General features: G+C 64.1%; 17 protein-coding genes. 7 read left to right on the top strand and 10 right to left on the bottom strand.

The annotated features are described in order from the left end of the window. Positions 1-8 precede the first annotated feature (8 nt). Complete coding sequence (locus NKH59_RS09370; protein ID WP_353021604.1) at positions 9-1,049, top strand: zinc-dependent alcohol dehydrogenase family protein; 1,041 nt, start codon at positions 9-11, stop codon at positions 1,047-1,049. A gap of 19 nt (positions 1,050-1,068) precedes the next feature. Here the strand turns inward: NKH59_RS09370 and NKH59_RS09365 are convergent, their stop codons facing one another. Beyond that, positions 1,069-1,962, bottom strand: coding sequence for a LysR family transcriptional regulator (locus NKH59_RS09365; protein ID WP_352470466.1), 894 nt, complete (start codon positions 1,960-1,962; stop codon positions 1,069-1,071). A 139-nt stretch (positions 1,963-2,101) separates the two neighbouring features. Between NKH59_RS09365 and NKH59_RS09360 the strand changes: the two genes are divergently transcribed. Continuing rightward, complete coding sequence (locus tag NKH59_RS09360) at positions 2,102-3,550, top strand: MFS transporter (RefSeq protein WP_352539712.1); 1,449 nt, start codon at positions 2,102-2,104, stop codon at positions 3,548-3,550. 43 nt (positions 3,551-3,593) lie between these two features. Here the strand turns inward: NKH59_RS09360 and NKH59_RS09355 are convergent, their stop codons facing one another. Further along, entirely contained in the window at positions 3,594-4,487 is an 894-nt protein-coding gene (locus NKH59_RS09355) for a DMT family transporter (protein ID WP_352539711.1), read from the bottom strand. A 104-nt stretch (positions 4,488-4,591) separates the two neighbouring features. Here NKH59_RS09355 and NKH59_RS09350 point away from each other — a divergent pair, with 104 nt between their 5' ends. After that, positions 4,592-5,995, top strand: coding sequence for an aminotransferase-like domain-containing protein (locus NKH59_RS09350; RefSeq protein ID WP_352539710.1), 1,404 nt, complete (start codon positions 4,592-4,594; stop codon positions 5,993-5,995). Positions 5,996-6,025: 30 nt separating this feature from the next. Here NKH59_RS09350 and NKH59_RS09345 read toward each other — a convergent pair whose 3' ends face one another. The 3 genes from NKH59_RS09345 to NKH59_RS09335 form a co-directional block, all read right to left on the bottom strand. After that, positions 6,026-6,523 carry a MaoC family dehydratase gene (locus NKH59_RS09345; RefSeq protein ID WP_023676428.1) on the bottom strand — a complete coding sequence of 166 codons (498 nt, stop codon included), beginning with the start codon at positions 6,521-6,523 and terminating at the stop codon, positions 6,026-6,028. A gap of 138 nt (positions 6,524-6,661) precedes the next feature. Next, positions 6,662-7,090, bottom strand: a complete 429-nt coding sequence (locus NKH59_RS09340) for a phasin family protein (RefSeq protein WP_352500896.1) — start codon at positions 7,088-7,090, stop codon at positions 6,662-6,664. An 83-nt stretch (positions 7,091-7,173) separates the two neighbouring features. Then, the gene (locus NKH59_RS09335) at positions 7,174-8,478 is read right to left on the bottom strand and encodes a DUF445 domain-containing protein (protein ID WP_352500897.1); all 1,305 of its coding nucleotides are present in this window, start codon (positions 8,476-8,478) and stop codon (positions 7,174-7,176) included. A 191-nt stretch (positions 8,479-8,669) separates the two neighbouring features. Here NKH59_RS09335 and rirA point away from each other — a divergent pair, with 191 nt between their 5' ends. Beyond that, positions 8,670-9,131, top strand: coding sequence for an iron-responsive transcriptional regulator RirA (rirA, locus tag NKH59_RS09330; protein WP_023676431.1), 462 nt, complete (start codon positions 8,670-8,672; stop codon positions 9,129-9,131). A 244-nt stretch (positions 9,132-9,375) separates the two neighbouring features. On the opposite strand, the gene NKH59_RS09325 is transcribed toward rirA, so the two are convergent. The 5 genes from NKH59_RS09325 to hemP are packed head-to-tail and all read right to left on the bottom strand — an operon-like array spanning position 9,376 to position 13,478. After that, positions 9,376-10,164 carry a heme ABC transporter ATP-binding protein gene (locus tag NKH59_RS09325; protein WP_352539709.1) on the bottom strand — a complete coding sequence of 263 codons (789 nt, stop codon included), beginning with the start codon at positions 10,162-10,164 and terminating at the stop codon, positions 9,376-9,378. A 10-nt stretch (positions 10,165-10,174) separates the two neighbouring features. Further along, positions 10,175-11,278, bottom strand: coding sequence for a FecCD family ABC transporter permease (locus NKH59_RS09320; RefSeq protein WP_352539708.1), 1,104 nt, complete (start codon positions 11,276-11,278; stop codon positions 10,175-10,177). A gap of 5 nt (positions 11,279-11,283) precedes the next feature. After that, positions 11,284-12,192: a heme/hemin ABC transporter substrate-binding protein gene (locus NKH59_RS09315; protein WP_352539707.1), complete on the bottom strand. Its 909-nt coding sequence runs from the start codon at positions 12,190-12,192 to the stop codon at positions 11,284-11,286. Between the two features lie 11 nt (positions 12,193-12,203). Beyond that, complete coding sequence (locus NKH59_RS09310) at positions 12,204-13,262, bottom strand: hemin-degrading factor (RefSeq protein ID WP_352539706.1); 1,059 nt, start codon at positions 13,260-13,262, stop codon at positions 12,204-12,206. Between the two features lie 9 nt (positions 13,263-13,271). Continuing rightward, complete coding sequence (gene hemP / locus NKH59_RS09305; RefSeq protein ID WP_352451949.1) at positions 13,272-13,478, bottom strand: hemin uptake protein HemP; 207 nt, start codon at positions 13,476-13,478, stop codon at positions 13,272-13,274. Between the two features lie 201 nt (positions 13,479-13,679). Here hemP and NKH59_RS09300 point away from each other — a divergent pair, with 201 nt between their 5' ends. The 3 genes from NKH59_RS09300 to NKH59_RS09290 are packed head-to-tail and all read left to right on the top strand — an operon-like array spanning position 13,680 to position 17,658. Beyond that, complete coding sequence (locus NKH59_RS09300) at positions 13,680-15,893, top strand: TonB-dependent hemoglobin/transferrin/lactoferrin family receptor (RefSeq protein ID WP_502904269.1); 2,214 nt, start codon at positions 13,680-13,682, stop codon at positions 15,891-15,893. A 4-nt stretch (positions 15,894-15,897) separates the two neighbouring features. Further along, complete coding sequence (locus NKH59_RS09295) at positions 15,898-16,329, top strand: hypothetical protein (protein WP_352451951.1); 432 nt, start codon at positions 15,898-15,900, stop codon at positions 16,327-16,329. Positions 16,330-16,365: 36 nt separating this feature from the next. Then, a complete protein-coding gene (locus NKH59_RS09290) occupies positions 16,366-17,658 on the top strand; it encodes a TonB family protein (RefSeq protein WP_352539704.1) in 1,293 nt (430 codons plus the stop codon). Positions 17,659-17,670 lie beyond the last annotated feature (12 nt).

Below are 17,670 nucleotides of genomic sequence, written 5' to 3'. Positions count from 1 at the left end.
AACAGCCGATGAAAGCCGTCGTCTTCGAAAAATTCGGCGAGGCGCCGACGATCCAGACCGTGCCGGATCCGACGCCGGCGCCGGAAGGCGTCGTCATCAAGGTTGAGCCCACCGGCCTCTGCCGCAGCGACTGGCATGGCTGGATGGGGCACGACGACGGTATCCGCCTGCCGCATGTGCCTGGCCACGAGCTTGCCGGCGTCGTGGCCGCGGTGGGCAACCAGGTGACCCGCTGGAAGGGCGGCGAGCGCGTCACTGTGCCGTTTGCCGTCGGCTGCGGCCGCTGCTTCGAATGCACGTCGGGCAACCACCAGGTCTGCGAACATCAGTTCCAGCCCGGCTTCAGCGCCTGGGGTTCGTTCGCCGAATATGTCGCCATCGACCATGCCGACACCAATCTCGTACGCTTGCCCGACGAGATGGAATTCGCCACCGCCGCTAGCCTCGGCTGCCGCTTCGTCACCTCGTTCCGCGCCATCGTCGATCAGGGCCGGGTGACGCCCGGCGAATGGGTTGCCGTGCATGGCTGCGGCGGCGTCGGCCTGTCGGCGATCATGATCGCCAGCGCCATGGGCGCCAATGTCGTCGCCATCGACCTCACGGACGAGAAGCTGGACTTTGCCAAAAAGATCGGCGCGGTGGCGACGATCAACGCGGCAAAGACGCCGAACGTGGTCAAGGCGGTCAAGCAGATCACCAATGGCGGCGCGCATATGTCGATGGACGCGCTCGGCCACCCCACAACCTCTTTCAACTCGATCGCGAACCTGCGCCGTCGCGGCCGCCACGTGCAGGTCGGCCTGATGCTCGGCGACCATGCCAGGCCGCAGATACCGATGGACAAGGTGATCGCATTCGAGCTCGAAATCCGCGGCAGCCACGGCATGCAGGCGTTTCGCTACCAGGCGATGATGGAGATGATCCGTACCGGCAAGCTGAAACCCGAACTGCTGGTCGGCAAGAAGATCAGCCTCGAAGAGGCGCCGGCCGCATTGATGGCGATGGGCGGCTTCGAAGGCATAGGCATCGGCGTGGTGACCAGATTCTAGATCACGCCCTGAGCCTGGATCAGCGAAACGACGCGCAGACCTCCCGCACGCAGGCTCGCAGCCAGCGTTGTGCTGGATCGGCATCGAGTCGCGGATGCCACAGCATCGAAATGGTGACCTCCTCGATATCGACCGGCAACGGGAAGCTGTACATGCCCGTGCGCGCGCCCAGCGTGTGCCGTTCGGGGACGCTGGCGATCAGATCGGAGGCGCGCGCCATGGCGAGCGTGGCCGAGAAGCTGGAAACCATGCACACGATCGTCCGCTGGAGACCGAGCAGTTTCAAGGCCTCGTCGATCGGGCCCTTTTCGCGGCCACGCCGCGAAACGCTGATGTGGCGGCCGGCCGCATAGCGTTCCGGCGTCATTGGGCCCTCGCCCAGGCTGTGACCCGTTCGCACCGCACCGATGAAGCGGTCGCGAAACAGCGCCTGAATGCGCATTTCAGGGTTCGTTTCACTGGCAACCCCGATTTCGAGGTCAACCGCCGCGTCACGCAACGACATGTCGTTCTTGTCGGATTTCGGCGCAAAACGCAGCCGCACGCCAGGTGCATCCGCTTCGACACGGGTCAGAAGACGCGGGGCGAACTCCTCGACGAAACTTTCGTTGGCGCGCAGTGTGAAGACCTTGTCGAGAGCAGGGAGGTCGAGGAGCTTGGCCGGGCGCAGCAGCGCTTCCGCATCCTGAACGACGCGGCCTACCTGTTGCTGCAACTCGAGCGCGCGCGGCGTCGCAACCAGGCCACGGCCGGCCCGGACCAACAATGGGTCGCCTGTCGCCTGGCGCAACCGCGCCAACGTCCGGCTCATCGCCGAGGGACTGAGGCGCAGCCGCCCGGCCGCGCGCGCCACACTGCCCTCGCTCAGCAGCACATCGAGGGCGACAAGCAGATTGAGATCGGGTGACGACATGGAAGGACCGTAGCACAGCTCGGCCGCGATGTGGCGTTTCATGCACGAATAAGATGCAAATACTGCGCCTTCCGCCACATCATGCGAGGGAATAGCGTCCGACAGCTCCGATTGGGGGCTGCCGGCAAAGGAGTTCACCTTGGCATCGACCGCTGAAAAGACCTGGGACGAAGTTGCCCCGGTGAGCGCACGCTCGATCCGATGGGCATTGGCAAGCCTGTCGCTTTCAACGCTGCTGTCGTCGCTCGCCACCAGCATCGCCAGCGTCGGGCTGCCATCGCTGATGCAGGCGTTCGACGCATCGTTCCAGCTCGTGCAATGGGTCGTCCTGGCCTATCTGCTCGCCATCACCACCTTGATCGTCAGCGTCGGGCGGCTCGCCGACATATTCGGCCGCCGACCGCTGTTGCTCGGCGGCATTGCCCTGTTCACCTTCGCATCGGTGCTTTGCGGGCTCGCGCCGACGCTCTGGCTGCTGATCGCCGCACGGGCGGCACAGGGGCTCGGCGCGGCCGTCATGATGGCTCTGACGCTGGCCTTTGTTGCCGACGCGGTTCCCCGGGATAAAACCGGCAGCGCCATGGGCCTGCTCGGCGCCATGTCGGCGATCGGCACCACGCTTGGCCCCTCGCTTGGCGGACTGTTGATTGCCGGCCTCGGCTGGCGCGCGATCTTCCTCATCAATCTGCCGTTGGGGGTGCTGGCCTTTGCGCTTGCCTGGCGCTTCCTGCCGGCCGGAAAAAAGACGCCAGGTCGGCGCGGTTTCGACGGGATCGGCACGGCTTTGCTCGCGCTGACGCTAGCCGCCTATGCGCTTGCCATGACCCTTGGGCGTGGCAGTTTTGGTTCTCTCAATGTCGGCTTGCTGATTGCCGCCACCGTGGCTGGCCTGCTGTTTGTCATTGCGCAGACAAGGGTCCAGAACCCTTTGATCCAGCCTGCGAGGTTCCGCGACCACGCGTTGAACGCAAGCCTCGCCATGAACCTGATCGTCGCCACGGTGATGATGGCGACGCTGGTGGTCGCACCATTCTATCTGTCGCGCGCGCTTGGGCTAGACGCGGCCATGGTCGGGCTGGTTCTGTCGACCGGCCCTCTGGTTACCGCATTGGCGGCGCTGCCGGCCGGACGCCTGGTCGATCGTTTCGGGGCGAGCCGGATGATGATCGTCGGCCTGTTCGATCTCGCTATTGGCACCTTTGGTCTGTCGCGGGCGGAATTCGGTATTGCCGGCTATGTCGTACCAATCATCATCGTCTGCACCGGCTACAGCCTGTTTCAGACCTCCAACAATTCGGCCGTGATGACGGGCGTCGCATCCGACCAGCGTGGCGTCGTCTCCGGCCTGCTCAATCTGTCGCGCAATCTCGGCCTGATCACCGGTGCGTCGGTGATGGGCGCGGTGTTCGCCTTCGCATCGGCTGGGGAAGGCACTGGCTTGGCAGTGTTGGCACCTGCGGCAGCGGCACGAGGGATGCAGGTCACTTTCCAGCTGGCGACGGGCCTGGTGCTGATGGCGCTGATCCTTGCGGTATTTTCAGCCCGCGCCACGGCCGGGCGAACTGATATCGTTGCCAAGCATCCTTGAGGGTTTCCACCCCGTTCGCATGCAACTCCGGCAGCTGGCGCACCTATCTCGCATATCTCTTGGCACCGACGACGCAAAGTACGACGGCGGCGGTGACGGCGATCATGGCGGGACTGACCTGCTCATGCAGCAGCGCTGCCGCCAGCCCGAGGCCGAAGAAGGGCTGCAGCAGTTGCAACTGCCCGACGGCGGCGATGCCGCCTTGCGCCAGGCCGCGATACCAGAACACGAAACCGATCAGCATGCTGAACAGCGAAACATAGGCCAAACCGATCCAGGCGCCCCTGCCGGCACTTTCGAGCGACGGCGGCAAAGTGATGAACGTCAGCGCCAGCATGAGGGGCAGCGACAGCACCAGCGCCCACGAAATCACCTGCCAACCGCCGAGTTTGCGCGACAGCGCCGCTCCTTCGGCATAGCCCAATCCACACACGATGATGGCGGCCAGCATCAAGATGTCGCCGAGCGGCGAGACCGACAGGCCTTGGGTGACTGCGAAACCGGCGACAAGGGCGCTGCCGAGGCACGAGAACAGCCAGAACGCCGGCCTCGGGCGATCACCGCCTCGAACCACACCGAAGATCGCGGTCGCCAACGGCAACAGGCCGACGAAGATGATGGAGTGAGCCGACGTGATGTGCTTGAGCGCCAGCGCCGTCAGCAGGGGAAAGCCGACCACGACGCCAAGCGCCACGATCGCCAGCGGGAACAGATCTCGCCGCTCCGGACGCTTCTGACGAAAAATGAGCAGCAGCGCCAGGCCGAGGATGCCCGCCGAAGCCGCACGGGCGACCGTTACGAACACCGGATCGAAATCCATCACCGCCACGCGCGTCGCCGGAAGCGAACCGCTGAAGATCAGCACGCCTATGAACCCGTTAACCCAGCCACTCGCCGCCCAACTACTCGCCGCCCAACGACTCGCCGCCTTGTTCATTGATGCCCCGCTGATTTCGCCCTCTATCGGGCCGGGCGTATGGCTCCGCCAGAGACAATCAGGTACAGTTTGACAAAACCGTTATGGTAGGGCGAGCAGTACGGATGGATGAGCAGACGACAACAGATGAGGGCAGCCGGACGCTTGTCGAAAGCGTCATGGCGACGATCAGGCACAGGATCGCCGCGCGCAGCCTCACACCGGGAATGCGGCTGCCTTCGATCCGGGCGTTCGCCAAGGCCATGCAGGTTTCCAAATCCACCGTGGTCGAAGCCTATGAGCGTCTTGCGGCGGAAGGCATGATCCGCTCGCGGCCGGGCTCGGGCTTCTATGCCGCCGGACCGCTGGCTCCGCTGTCGCTGGCCGAGATCGGCCCCAGGCTTGACCGTGCTGTCGACCCGCTCTGGGTCTCGCGCCAATCGCTGGAAGCCGGCGACGGCGTCCTGAAACCGGGTTGCGGCTGGTTGCCGGCGTCATGGATGCCCGAGGCCGGATTGCGTCGCGCGCTGCGGACGATGGCCCGCGCCGACGACGCAGCGCTGACCGATTACGGCACGCCGCTCGGCTTGCCGGCGCTACGCCATCTGCTGGCGCGGCGCATGGCCGAGCACGGTATCGAAGCCTCCCCGGACCAGATCATGCTGGCGGAATCGGGCACTCAGGCGATCGACCTGCTGTGCCGGTTCCTGCTCGAACCGGGTGACACGGTGTTGGTCGACGATCCCTGCTACTTCAACTTCCATGCCCTGTTGCGCGCCCATCGGGCCAAGGTGATCAGCGTCCCCTACACGCGCTCGGGTCCGGACATCGAGCTGTTCGCGCAGGCACTGAACGAGCATCGGCCGCGCCTCTACATCACCAATTCGGCGCTCCACAATCCGACCGGCGCCATATTGTCCCCGGTCGTTGCCCATCGGGTGCTGAAGCTCGCCGACCAGTCAGGGCTGACCATCATCGAGGACGATATCTTCGCCGATTTCGAACACACGCCCGCGCCCCGGCTGGCTGCCTTCGACGGCCTCAGCCGGGTCATCCACATCGGAAGCTTTTCCAAGACGCTGTCGGCATCGGTGCGCTGCGGCTTCATCGCCGCTCCTCGCGACTGGATGGAAGGATTGACCGATCTCAAGATCGCCACGTCGTTCGGCAGCGGTCGGCTTGCATCCGAACTGGTACTGACGCTGCTGAAGGATGGCCTCTATCGCAAGCACGTGGACCTGCTGCGCGCGCGGCTTTCGCGCGCAATGGAGGAAACCAGCACCCGCCTGAGGGCGATCGGCATCGTGCCATGGATAGATCAGCCGGCCGGCATGTTTCTGTGGTGCAGGCTGCCGGAGGGGATAGATGCCGCGGATGTCGCCCGCCATGCCCTGTCGGCCAACGTCGTGCTCGCGCCCGGCAATGCGTTCAGCCTGTCCCGGTCGGCCAGCCGTTACATGCGCTTCAACGTCGCCCAATCGGGAGACGACCGGGTTTTCAGGGCGCTTGAACAGGCGATGTCGCGTTGATTGCGCTGCCGCAAAACTGAGGCTGAACTCTCAGGCCCCTGCCCGCTTGCGGCGTGCATAAAGCATGACGAGCGTCTCGGCGGTCAGCGCCGGCCTCTGCTCGCCTTCGATCTCGACCGTATTGGCGGCCTTCATCAGATATTGCCCCGGACCTTTGTCTTCCATCGACAACAGCGTGGTGCGCAGCCTGATTCGCGAGCCGACCCTGACCGGCGCCACGAAGCGCACTTTGTCGAAACCGTAGTTGAACGCGGCCTGCGTGTTTTCGGGTACGATCCCCATCTCGAGCGCCAGCGCGCCGATGATGGACAGAGTCAGATAGCCATGCGCGATCGTGGTGCGGAACGGGCTTTGCCGCTTCGCCCGCTCGGGATCGACATGGATCCATTGATGATCGCCCGTGCATTCGGCAAACTGGTCGATGCGGTGCTGATCGACCAGCGTCCAGTCCGAAACGCCCAACTCCTGCCCGGCCATCGCCCTGAGTTGCTCGAAGGTCGGCGGCGTCCTCGGCCGTATCTGCGTCATTCCTGCTTTCCCGATCGCTTGCCTGTTCCGGACCACGACGGGCCGCCCCTGTCAATTCGCCAGTGCGATTCCAGCCCATAATCTTCGGCCGCGAACCGCCGGTCTTCGCCGCCGGCAAGCGTGCTGCCGGGGAACAGCTTACCTCTTGTCGTGGCCGGCGCGGATCTCCTCCATCGCCTCCTTGATGCGGCTGCGCAGGATTTCGATCGATTCGGTGCCGGACGCCCTCGCCAGTTCGGTCATCTCGCCGGCATTCTTCAGCGCGGTCTCGAAGGATTTCCTGGCGAACGCCGCCTGCTTCTGCATCATTTCCTGCGGATTGCCGGGCGCTCTGTAGCTTTGTGCCATGTCGGTGATTTCGCGCAGTGTGTCCTGCAGCATCTCGCGTTGCCTTGACAACAGCGCCGACGCTCCGGCGGCACTCGCCCGTGCCGACTTCTCCAGCGCTTCCAAGTTCCTGGCGTGGTGGGCGAGGATCGCCTCGACATCGACATTCGGCAGCTTCAGGTCGCGGCCGAACTTGCCGAATATGTCGATGAAGGACTCGGACTCCGGTCGTTTTGCCATGCTGGTTCTCTCCCCCTGTTGCCGCCAACGCCGCCACTGCACGGAAGATAGTGCAGCGAAGCTCAGCGGTCCATTCGGACGAGTCAGCCGACAAGAAACAGCCGTTCGGCAGTGTAGAGCACGAGGCCGGCAAGGCCACCGATGATCATGCCGTTGAAGCGGATATATTGCAGGTCCTTGCCGATGTTCATTTCGATAAGCCTTGTCAGTTGCGCGAGGTCCCAGCGCTTGACCTGGTCGGCGATGAACTTCGACACGCCGCTCTTCTGGCTTTCGACGAAGGAGGCCAGCGCCACGATGAAGCCCTGGTTCATGTCGGCCCTGATCTGCGCGTCGTCGGCAAGATGGCGGCCGACCTCGACGAACATGGTGGCGAGATGGTCGCGGATCATCGAATTGGGCGCCTTGGCGTCCTGTTCGATGAACAGCCGCAGGCTGTCCCACATATCGCCGGCCAGCGCACTGAGCTCCGGCCGGGCAAGGAAATCGCGCTTCAGCTTTTCGGCGCGCCTGGCATATTGTTTGGATGTCCTCAACCGCTCGACGAAGGTTTCGACGAAAAGGTCGAATTCGGCTCGCATCGGGTGGTGCGGATCGGCGCGCACCTCATCGAGCAGCGAGCCGGCCGACGCAACGATCTTCTTCAACAGATAGGCGTCGGCGCGAAACAGGTTGAACAGCGACGGCAGTTCCTCGCGGATCTTCTCGCGCATCGTCGCCAGCGCCTGCTCGTCGCTCAGGAAGCGGCCGACCACCTTGGTGAACTCGTCGAATAATTTCTGGTGGCGACGATCATCAGTCAGCGCCGACAGCAGCTCGGCGGCGAGCGGCGCCAGCGGCACCTTTTCGATCTGCTCCAGCATACGGCTGGTGACGAAGCCGCGCAGTCCGGATTGCTCGACCGCCGCCAGCGTCTGCGGCACCAGCCGGCCGACGAAGCGCGACAAATCGGCGGCGCGGTTCGGGTCGGCCAGCCAGTCCGCGACCAGCGCGGAAAAGTCGACCTCGGCGAGCTTTTCGCGCACCGGTTCCGGCGCCAGGAAATTCACCTCGATGAAGCGGCCGAGATTGTCGGCGATGCGATTCTGGTTTTCCGGGATGATGGCCGTATGCGGGATCGGCAGGCCAAGCGGCCGCCGAAACAGCGCCACCACCGCATACCAGTCGGCCAGCCCGCCGATCGTCGCCGCCTCGGCGAAAGCGGCGACGAAGCCCAGCCATGCATGCCGGCTCTCGAGCGATTTCGCCACCGCGAAGATCAGCACGCAAAACGCGAGTGCTGCGGCGGCGACGAACTTGGTGCGCCTGAGCGCCGAAAGCTTGGCGTCGGCATCGGCGTCGAACCGGACGGACGCGACGGATGCAAATGCCGGGGCTGGTCGTGACATGATGGGCCGCTCCTGATCGTGTATGCGAACTTATCTAGTGCCGCCTGCCCTAGAAAGCGCGCCGCTGGTTCCGGTGCGCGCAATCGTGCACGCAAACTTGACGCCGGAATTCATCTATTATGCAGCGCCAGTCTGGAATTGTTCCAAACTATAGGCCATATTGACGCCAACCACTGTTATGTGAGGACACAATGCGGCTTACCCGTCAGACCAACTACGCCATGCGCATTCTGATGTATTGCGCCGCCAACACAGAGCGGTTGAGCCGCATCCCCGAGATCGCCGCCGCCTATTCGGTATCGGAACTTTTCCTGTTCAAGATCCTGCAGCCGCTGGTCGAAAACGGCCTGATCGAAACGGTGCGCGGCAGGAATGGCGGCGTCAGGCTCGGCCGCGCGGCCGAATCAATCAGCCTGTTCGATGTCGTGCGGGTAACGGAGGAAAGCTTTGCCATGGCCGAGTGCTTCGAGAACGACGCCGCCGAATGTCCGCTGGTTGACAGCTGCGCGCTGAATTCGGCATTGCGCGAAGCGCTCAACGCCTTCTTCGCCGTGCTGTCGCGCTACACGATCGCTGACCTAGTGGCGGCGCGCCCGAATGTGCGCCACCTGCTCGGCATCGACATGCTGGTGCAAAGGGCGCCGGCCGCCTGATTCTGGTCGCATCTCAGTTGGTGAGGTCTGTTGAGAGTCAGGTCAGGCCGAGCCGGAGTCGAAGACGGGCGCGAAGCGACCAAAATGGCGGGTTCCGAGAACCGGAACGGAGCGTACGTTTGGGTACGTGAGTACCGGCCTGCGCCGGCCATAGCGTTAACTGCCGCACCTCTCATGAATGCTTCGGCCGGCGAAGGCCGGAAGCGCAGGAAACCGCCATTTGCAGGCCGGCATCACCTGGATATCAACAGACCGACTGCGGCAATACGAACGGCATGTTTGCGGCCGGCAACACGCCGACCTTCAGCCGGCAATCGAAGACCTTTTCGATCAGCTCGTCGCTGAGCACCTGTTGCGGCGAACCTGTCGCGGCGAGCCTGCCGCGATGCATGACGAAAATCCGGTCGGCATACATCGCCGTCAAATTGAGGTCGTGCAGGATGGCGACCACGCCGCCTCCCCGTCTGGCGAAATCGCGCGCGATGTCCATGATGATCAGCTGGTGCTTGATATCGAGGCTGGACACCGGCTCATCGAGGAACAAATAGCGCGGCTTGCCATCGAGCACCGGCGCCCAGACCTGGCAGAGTACGCGGGCAAGCTGCACGCGCTGCTGCTCGCCGCCGGACAGCTCCTGGTAGAAGCGGCCGGCAAAACCGTCGAGGTCGACGCGAGCCAGCGCCCGTTCGGGCAGGCGCTGGTCCTCGCCGGGCAACGCGCCGGAGCGCCCGCCGACCAGGCCTAGCCTGACGATCTCACGCACGGTGAACGGAAACGACAGCGTCGTCGCCTGCGGCAGCACCGCACGGACCGTCGCCGCATCGACCGGCTTCATCGCCGATAGATTGCGGCCGTTGACGGTGACCTCTCCCGAATAGCCAAGATCGCCGGACAGTGCTCTGAGGAAGGTCGTCTTGCCCGAACCGTTGGGGCCGACGATGGCCGCGATTTCGCCGGGCCGCGCCTCGAAATCGACATTGGCGACAATGCGCTTGCCGCCAATCGCCACCGAGACATCGCGCGCTTCGATCATAGGCAAAGTCTCACAAGTCGATGACGCCGCGCTTGCGCAGCAGGATCCACAGGAAGAACGGCGCACCGGCGACCGCGGTGACGATGCCGATCGGCAATTCGGCCGGGGCAACGATGGTGCGGGCGACGGCGTCGGCCAACAGCAGCAGCGCGGCACCAAGCAGTGCCGATGCCGGCAGCAAATAGCGGTTGTCGGGGCCGATCAGCAGGCGCAGCAAATGCGGCACGACGATGCCGACGAAGCCGATGCCGCCGCTGACGGCGACCGACGCGCCGACCGCTGCCGAGACGCCGACAATCGCGGAGTATTTCAGCCGCTGCACCGGAATGCCGAGATGGCCGGCCGTGGCCTCGCCGAGCGCCAGCGCGTTGAGGCCGCGCGCCAGGAACGGCATTGCCGCCAGCGCCAGCACGATGACCGGCCCGACCGAGCCGATCTTCTGCCACGTTGCGCCGCCCAGCGAGCCGAGCTGCCAGAAGGTCAGGTCGCGCAATTGCCGGTCGTCGGCCATGAAGATCAGGATGCCGGTCAGCGCCATGGCAAGCGCGGCCAGCGCGATGCCGGCGAGCAGCATGGTGGCGACGGAGGTCTGGCCTTGCCGTGTCGCGACCCGATAGAGCAGCAATGTCGTAGCCAGCCCGCCGCAGAACGCAGCCAGCGGCAAAGCCATCGTGCCGAGCGCCGAAGTCAGCGGCGCCAGCATGGTCGAGCCAAGCACGATGACGGCGACCGCACCGAGGCTCGATCCGGCCGAAACGCCGATCAGGCCGGGGTCGGCCAGCGGATTGCGGAACAACCCCTGCATGACGGCACCGGAGACTGCAAGCGATGCGCCGATCAGCACGCCCAGAACAACGCGCGGCAGACGGATGTCATGGATGATCAGGCGGTCGCGGGCGCTCAATGCCGCGTCGCCGGGCAACGCGCCGAACAGCCAATCATGCATGACGCCGATGGCCGAGGCATCGGATGCGCCGGAGGTCAGCGACAACAGCACGGCGATAGCCAGCCCGACGCAGAGCAGCACGATGACGAGGCGGGCGCGCCGCGAACGATCACCCTCGGCTGCCGTCGCCATAATGCCCGCCGCACCGGCGATCGAATGATCGGCCATCGCGCTCAATCCGTGACCTGGCCGCCATAGAGCGAGACGGCGAGGTCGTGGATGGCGTCGGCCGTGCGCGGGCCGAAGCCGAGCAGGTAGCCGCCGTCCATGCGGATCAGCCTGCGGGCGGCACCCGCCGGCGTCGAAGCCACGGCAGGGTTCGAAAACAATTCGTCATCCGCGGTGCCCGGTCCGGCATTGTTCATCATCAGGATCACGTCGGGCCTGGCGGTGATGACTGCCTCGTCCGACAATTGCTTGTAGCCGGCAAAGCCGTCGATGGCGTTGATGCCGCCCGAAAGCTTGATGATGCCGTCGGCGGCGGTGTCGCTGCCGGCGGCAAGCAGCTTGCCGCCCTGCATCGACAGCACGAACAGGACGCGCTTGCGATCCTTGATCGAGGCGGTCTGCTTTTCGGCTGCCTTCAGCTTGGCGTCTATCTGGGCCGCCAGCGCATCGGCCTTGGCCTCGGTGCCAAGCGCCTTGCCGACGATGTGGATCTTTTCGAGAATGCCTTGATTATCATAGCGCTCGGTCACCTCGATGAACGGGATGCTTGATTTCTTCAAGACGTCGACGGCTTCCTTCGGTCCGCTGCCGCCCAGGGCCAATATGCCCGACGGCTTGACCGACAGCACACCCTCCGGCGACAGCTGGCGCATGTAGCCGACATCCGGCAGTTCCACCGCCGCTTGCGGATAGCGGCTGGTCGAATCGCGTGCGACAAGACGATCCTGTTCACCGAGCGCGTAGACGATCTCGGTGATCGAGCCACCAATAGCCACGATCCTCGAGCGATCGGCGAAAGTCGCGATGCCCTCAGCGGTTTGAGCCGTTATCAGCGCGGCGAAGGCCAGGAAAACGGCGGCCGCAGGACCAAGCGCCGACCTGGAGACCGATGCCAGCCTGGAGACAAGAACCATCGTCGTTTTCCTCAGGCTGCGGTCGGGCTTGGGATACGCGGCAGGTTTTCGGCCAGAAAGCGCCAGTCGTCGCGCTCGCTTTCGCCTTCATGCCGCTTACCGAAGAACTGGATGATCATCTTGCCGTCGGCGCCATAGACTTCGAGCGACGTGACATGGCCGTCCCTGGTCGGCTTGCGCACGGCCCAGACCTCATCGATGTGGTCGGTCCGCAGGTGCAGATGGAAGGTCTCGTCGAGCACGTTGAGCCATGGTCCCATCGGCTTGATCGAGGCGACGGGGCCGGAATGGATCTGGATGCAGCCGCGATTGCCGACAAAGCACATGATCGGCATGGCGCCGGCAGCGGCGTGGTTGAACATGGCGTTCACTGCATCCTTGTCGACCAGCCAGGCGTAGTCCTGGCCGACCATGCGCACCGCCTGTCGGCGGCTGATCTTCAGTGTCTTCAGCATGCCGAAGAACTGGTGCACGTCGGTCAGCCGGCTCCAGCGGTCGCGCAGATCGTCGATGCTCGCCGAATTGTCCGCAGTCTCGGTCTCGTCAGCCGTGCCCGCTGAAATCGCCACCGTCGGCTCCTGGTTCGGCGATTCCAGCCCGGCCACCAGTTTCTGATAGGCGTAGAGGTTGGAGGCTGGCCTGAGATGCACCTTGTGTACCGCCTCGCCTGCGGTGTCGAAGAACTGCAGGCTGCGGCGGATGTCGGCGCCGTCGCGCTTTTCCACGGCAAAGCCGTGTGCCCAGACTTTTGGGAAAATGCGCAGGTCGATATTGTCACCGAGCACCATGGCATTGTGATTGCCGGTGACGACCTTGTCGTAGACGCCGATCTTCTCGTGCACCGCGCTTTCGTTGCGGGTCAGCGCCATCACCTCACCGACAGCTTCGAGGCCAGTCAAAAGGTCGTTGACACGCGGCTCGACGCGCACGACGCCGTCGCCGCAATGCGCGGCGACCAGTTCGGCCTCCGAAATACCGAGCTGGGCGGCGAGGTCGCGCTCGCGCATTTTCGGATTGTCTGCCCGTGCCCGCCGGATCTCGTGCGGGGCGGGTTTTACGCGCTGGTCCATTTCTGCCACCTACTTGTTGAGGATGAGCTTGCCCTGCCGGGTGATCTTCAGCCGGTACAGCGCACCATGATGCTCGATGCCGATCTCGTGCTCGCCCTGGAACAGCGTGTTGCTGGACAGCGTTCTCACGGCCGATTGGACCCGGTCGAAACGGACGGAATTTTCGTCGGAACGGCGGACGCGATAGCGAAAGTCGCTGGGATTGTGCGTGTTCATGGGTTCGATCCCTTTCCTGTGCCTGGCATCTGGCTCGGGGCCTGCGTGAAATGCCGATTCAATTCTTGACTCGAATGATCATGTTATCTAGCTGTGCAATACCGGAGTAAATGAGTCAACATTTGAGACGCCGGACGCGATGAAAAATGCCAGCGAGCCCCAAGCCAGCCAGCATCGAACATGGATTCTTGGAGTTGCAGCATGGGGTTGGCGAATTGGGGACGGCTGGCGGGCAGCGGCCTGACACATTGTTCTATGACAAGCAAAATGGCCGCGTTGCTGGCCGGCGCGGCGGCGATCCCGCTGCTCGCCACACCGGCCGGCGCCCAGCAGGCCGCCCAAGCGGCAGCCGACCAGCAGCAGACTGACCCGTCTCAACAGCCCGAAAAGGTAAAGCCGGCCCCGGCGGGTACCACACTGCTCGACAAGATCCTGATCCTCAGCCGTACCGGCGAGACGGCGATCGAGTCGCTTGCTTCAGCCAGCCATGTCGACGAGGAACAGCTCGAGCGCCGCATGGCGACGACGCCCAACGAAATGCTGTTCGGTGTGCCGGGTGTCGCCGTCCAGGCCGACACAAGGCGTGTCAGTTCCAGCATCAACATCCGCGGCCTGCAGGACTTCGGCCGCGTCTCCGTCATCGTCGACGGCGCCCGCCAGAATTTCCAGCGCTCGGATCATGGCACGCAATCGACCTTCTACATCGATCCCGAATTGATCAAATCCGTCGATGTGATCCGCGGTCCGGTCGCCAACACCTATGGCTCCGGGGCGATCGGCGGCGTCGTATTTTTCGACACCAAGGATGCGCAGGATTTCCTCAAGCCCGACGAGACCTGGGCGGCATCCGCGACCGGGCGCTACCAAACCAACGGCGAAGGCTGGACCACCAGCGCCACCGGCGCCTATCGGATCAACGAGAACTGGGACGTGCTCGGCAATATCGTCTACCGCGACTATGACGACTACAAGCATGGCGGCGGCGACACTGTGGCGGGCACTGGCTTCGACGTCTTGAGCGGCCTCCTCAAGACGACCATCCGCCCCAGCGAAAACAGCGAGCTGAAGCTGGGCTGGATCGGCTCGAACGACGGATGGACCGAGACCAGCGGAAGCGTGCCGGTGAACGACGCCGACCTGAAGGCGAATACGTTCACGGCCCGCTACAACATCACCGACGAAGACAAGAGCTGGCTCGACCTCCACATCAACGCATCCTACAACAAGACCAAGCTCGATCTGACGACCCTTGTGGCGCAAAACCGGTTTGATCCGGTCACCGGTCTGCCCGTGGTTTTGCCGGCGGGTTCGAAATCGACGTTCGACATCGGCACCTCCGGCATCGACATTTGGAACACGTCGAGATTCGAGACCGTCGGCATTGCGCATGAGCTGACCTATGGCGGTGACTGGGTTGGCGACGATGTCGAGACAGGCGGCACGGCGGGCGGCGACAGCTTCTATACGCCCTCGGGCAACAGGAACGTCTCCGGCGCTTACGTTCAGGACAAGCTCACCTGGGACCGGCTCGAGATCATCGCCGGGCTGCGCTACGACAGCTACAAGCTTGACAGCGATGTCGGCGAAACCTCTGGCGACCGGCTGTCGCCACGCATCACAGTGGGCATTTCGCCCTTCGAGAGCGCCAGCCTTTCCGGGCTGCAATTCTACGGCACCTACGCTGAAGGCTATCGTTCTCCGTCGCTGTCGGAGACCCTGATCAGCGGCAACCATCCAGCCGGCGTCAGCTTCCCGTTCCTCCCCAATCCCAATCTCAAGCCCGAAACCGGCAAGACCGTGGAGTTTGGCGTCAATTACAGCACCAACGGCGTCATTGAGGCTGATGACGCGCTGCGGCTGAAGGCGGCCTATTTCAACAACAACGTCGACGATTACATAGACGGCGTGACGCTCTCGCCGTTCGACCCGACCAGCGGCTGCCCGTTCGGCCCGGGCATCCCGATCTGCTTCCAGTATCAGAACTTCGCCAAGGCCAATATCCACGGTTTCGAGATGGAGGGCGTCTATGATGCCGCCTGGGGCTTTGCCGGGCTTTCGGCGTCGTTCACCGACGGCCATACGATTTCCTATGAAGGCGAACGGGCGGACCTTGTCACCGTCCCTTCCTCCCAGGTCACCGGGCAACTCGGCTTTCGCTTCCTCGAGGACAGGCTGACCGTCGGCGGCGAGGTGCAATACAACGGCAAGCCGCAAGGCAACGCCGTCGCCAAGGACTACACGCTGGTCAATGCCTTCGCCAGCTACCAGGCAACCGACAATTTCAAGGTCGATTTCCGCGCCGACAATCTGTTCGACGTCAAATACGCCAACCCGCTGAACGCATCGACCACCAGTGTTGTCTACGAGCCAGGCGTCACCCTGAAGCTGGCGGCGACCATGAGGTTTGGAGGCTGAGACAATGAAAGGCATGACGGCATCCCTTCGTCTGTTCGCCGCGGTGCTGGCAATATTGCTTGCGGCGGCTCCAGCGTGGACACAACAGCAAGCACCGGCGCTGATCCTCGAGCTCAACGGCGCGCAGCCCTCCGACAAGGGCTGCCGCCTGACCTTCGTGGTCACCAACAATCTCGGCGCCGACCTTTCCAAGGCGGCATTCGAGATCGCATTGTTCAACGAGGCCGGCGTCGTCGAGCGGCTGACCGTGCTCGACTTCAAGGAGCTGCCGGCAGGCAAGACCAAGGTGACGCGTTTCGATCTTGCCGGCACGGATTGCGGCAAGGTCAGCCGCGTGTTGATCAACAGCGCCACGGAATGCGCCGGCGCCGAGCCGAATGCCTGCATGCGCGGGCTGAAGACGCAGACCAGGACCGGCATCGCCTTCGGGGTCTGAATTTTGGGACCGGAACCCGCATTCGCACGAAACGCCGTGGCGTGGCCACTAGCCGGTTTCCTGCCGCCGGAGCCGGACGATCCGGACTTCGCCATCCCGCGCGAGGCGCTGCGTGTTTCGCTGCGCGACAGGCCGGAAGACAGTTACATCGCCGATGCCGACGGCGACTTGCCGACGGTGCCTGCGGAGCCATTGCGGCAGGCACGACAGACGCGGCGCCGCCGCAACTGGACGGTGGCGATCGCCTGCTCTTGCGCATTCCACGTAGCCGTGGCGCTGGCCTTTCTCACGCTGCCGGACGACCGGCCAAGCATCGAAGGTGCCGACCAGCAAGGCGAAATGCTGCTCGGCGCCGACCCGCAGCAGGCGGCCGGCGATGTCGGAGACGATCCGGAAGTGGCCAACGTGACGATGGTGACCATGCTGGACGCCAAGCCGGTCGAAACGGTCGAGGCGCAGGCGGCCGCGGCAGAGGAGACGCTCCAGCCGGTCACTGACGCGGCCGAAGCATCGGGAACAGAAGTGGTCGAGCCGGTCAGCGAGGCCGCCACGGAAATCGCTGCCGTTGCCGACCGGGCCGAGCCTGCGCAACCTGTCCAGCCCGCGCGCCAGGACCCGTCGCCCGACGTTCTTGCAACCGACAGGCTGGTGCCTGCCGACGACAATGCCGTGCCGCCGCCAGTCAGCGCGGTCGAAACGGCCGAACCTGCCGAGACGAGTGCGCCGGCACCAACCGACCCGGCGCCGGCGGAAACAGTTCAGACGACCGAGACAGTCGGCGCGGCGGAAGAACCGAAGCCGGACAGGCCGGAGCCCAGGCAGCCGAAGAAGGCAACCGCAAAGAACAAGCCGGCCAGGAAGGCCGAACCAAACGAGCCTGAAAAGCCGGCCCTGCGCAAGAAGGCGGGCAAGGCTGCGGCCAAAGCCGACACCAAGAAGAAAAAAGCCGGCTCCGGCGGCCGTGACGAAACGGATGTCGCGCGCGGCATGGCCGACGGGAGGAAGGACGGCAAGATCCTGACCGCCAGCAGAGGCGGCAAATCAGGCATCGGCAATGCAGCCGTCACGAACTATCCCGGCAAGATCAGGTCAAAACTGGTGCGGGCCTTCAATTCGACACGCACACGCGCCACCGGCACAGCAACCGTTGCCTTTACCGTCGGCTCGAATGGCAGCGTCCGGTCAGCCAGGCTGACGGGCAGTTCGGGTGTTGCCGCGCTGGACAAAGCCGCACTCGACGCAGTCCGCCGGGCTTCTCCGTTTCCTCCCATTCCGGAAGGAGCCGGTCGCTCGGCTTGGCAGTTCGAAGTGCCGCTCGCTATCAGGTAATGATCGTCCTCA

Origin of the sequence: Mesorhizobium sp. M0998 (assembly GCF_040318885.1) — a bacterium.
Classification (GTDB): Bacteria; Pseudomonadota; Alphaproteobacteria; order Rhizobiales; family Rhizobiaceae; genus Mesorhizobium.
The sequence above is the reverse complement of the archived record's forward strand: the minus strand, read 5'-3'. Positions and strand labels throughout refer to the sequence as shown.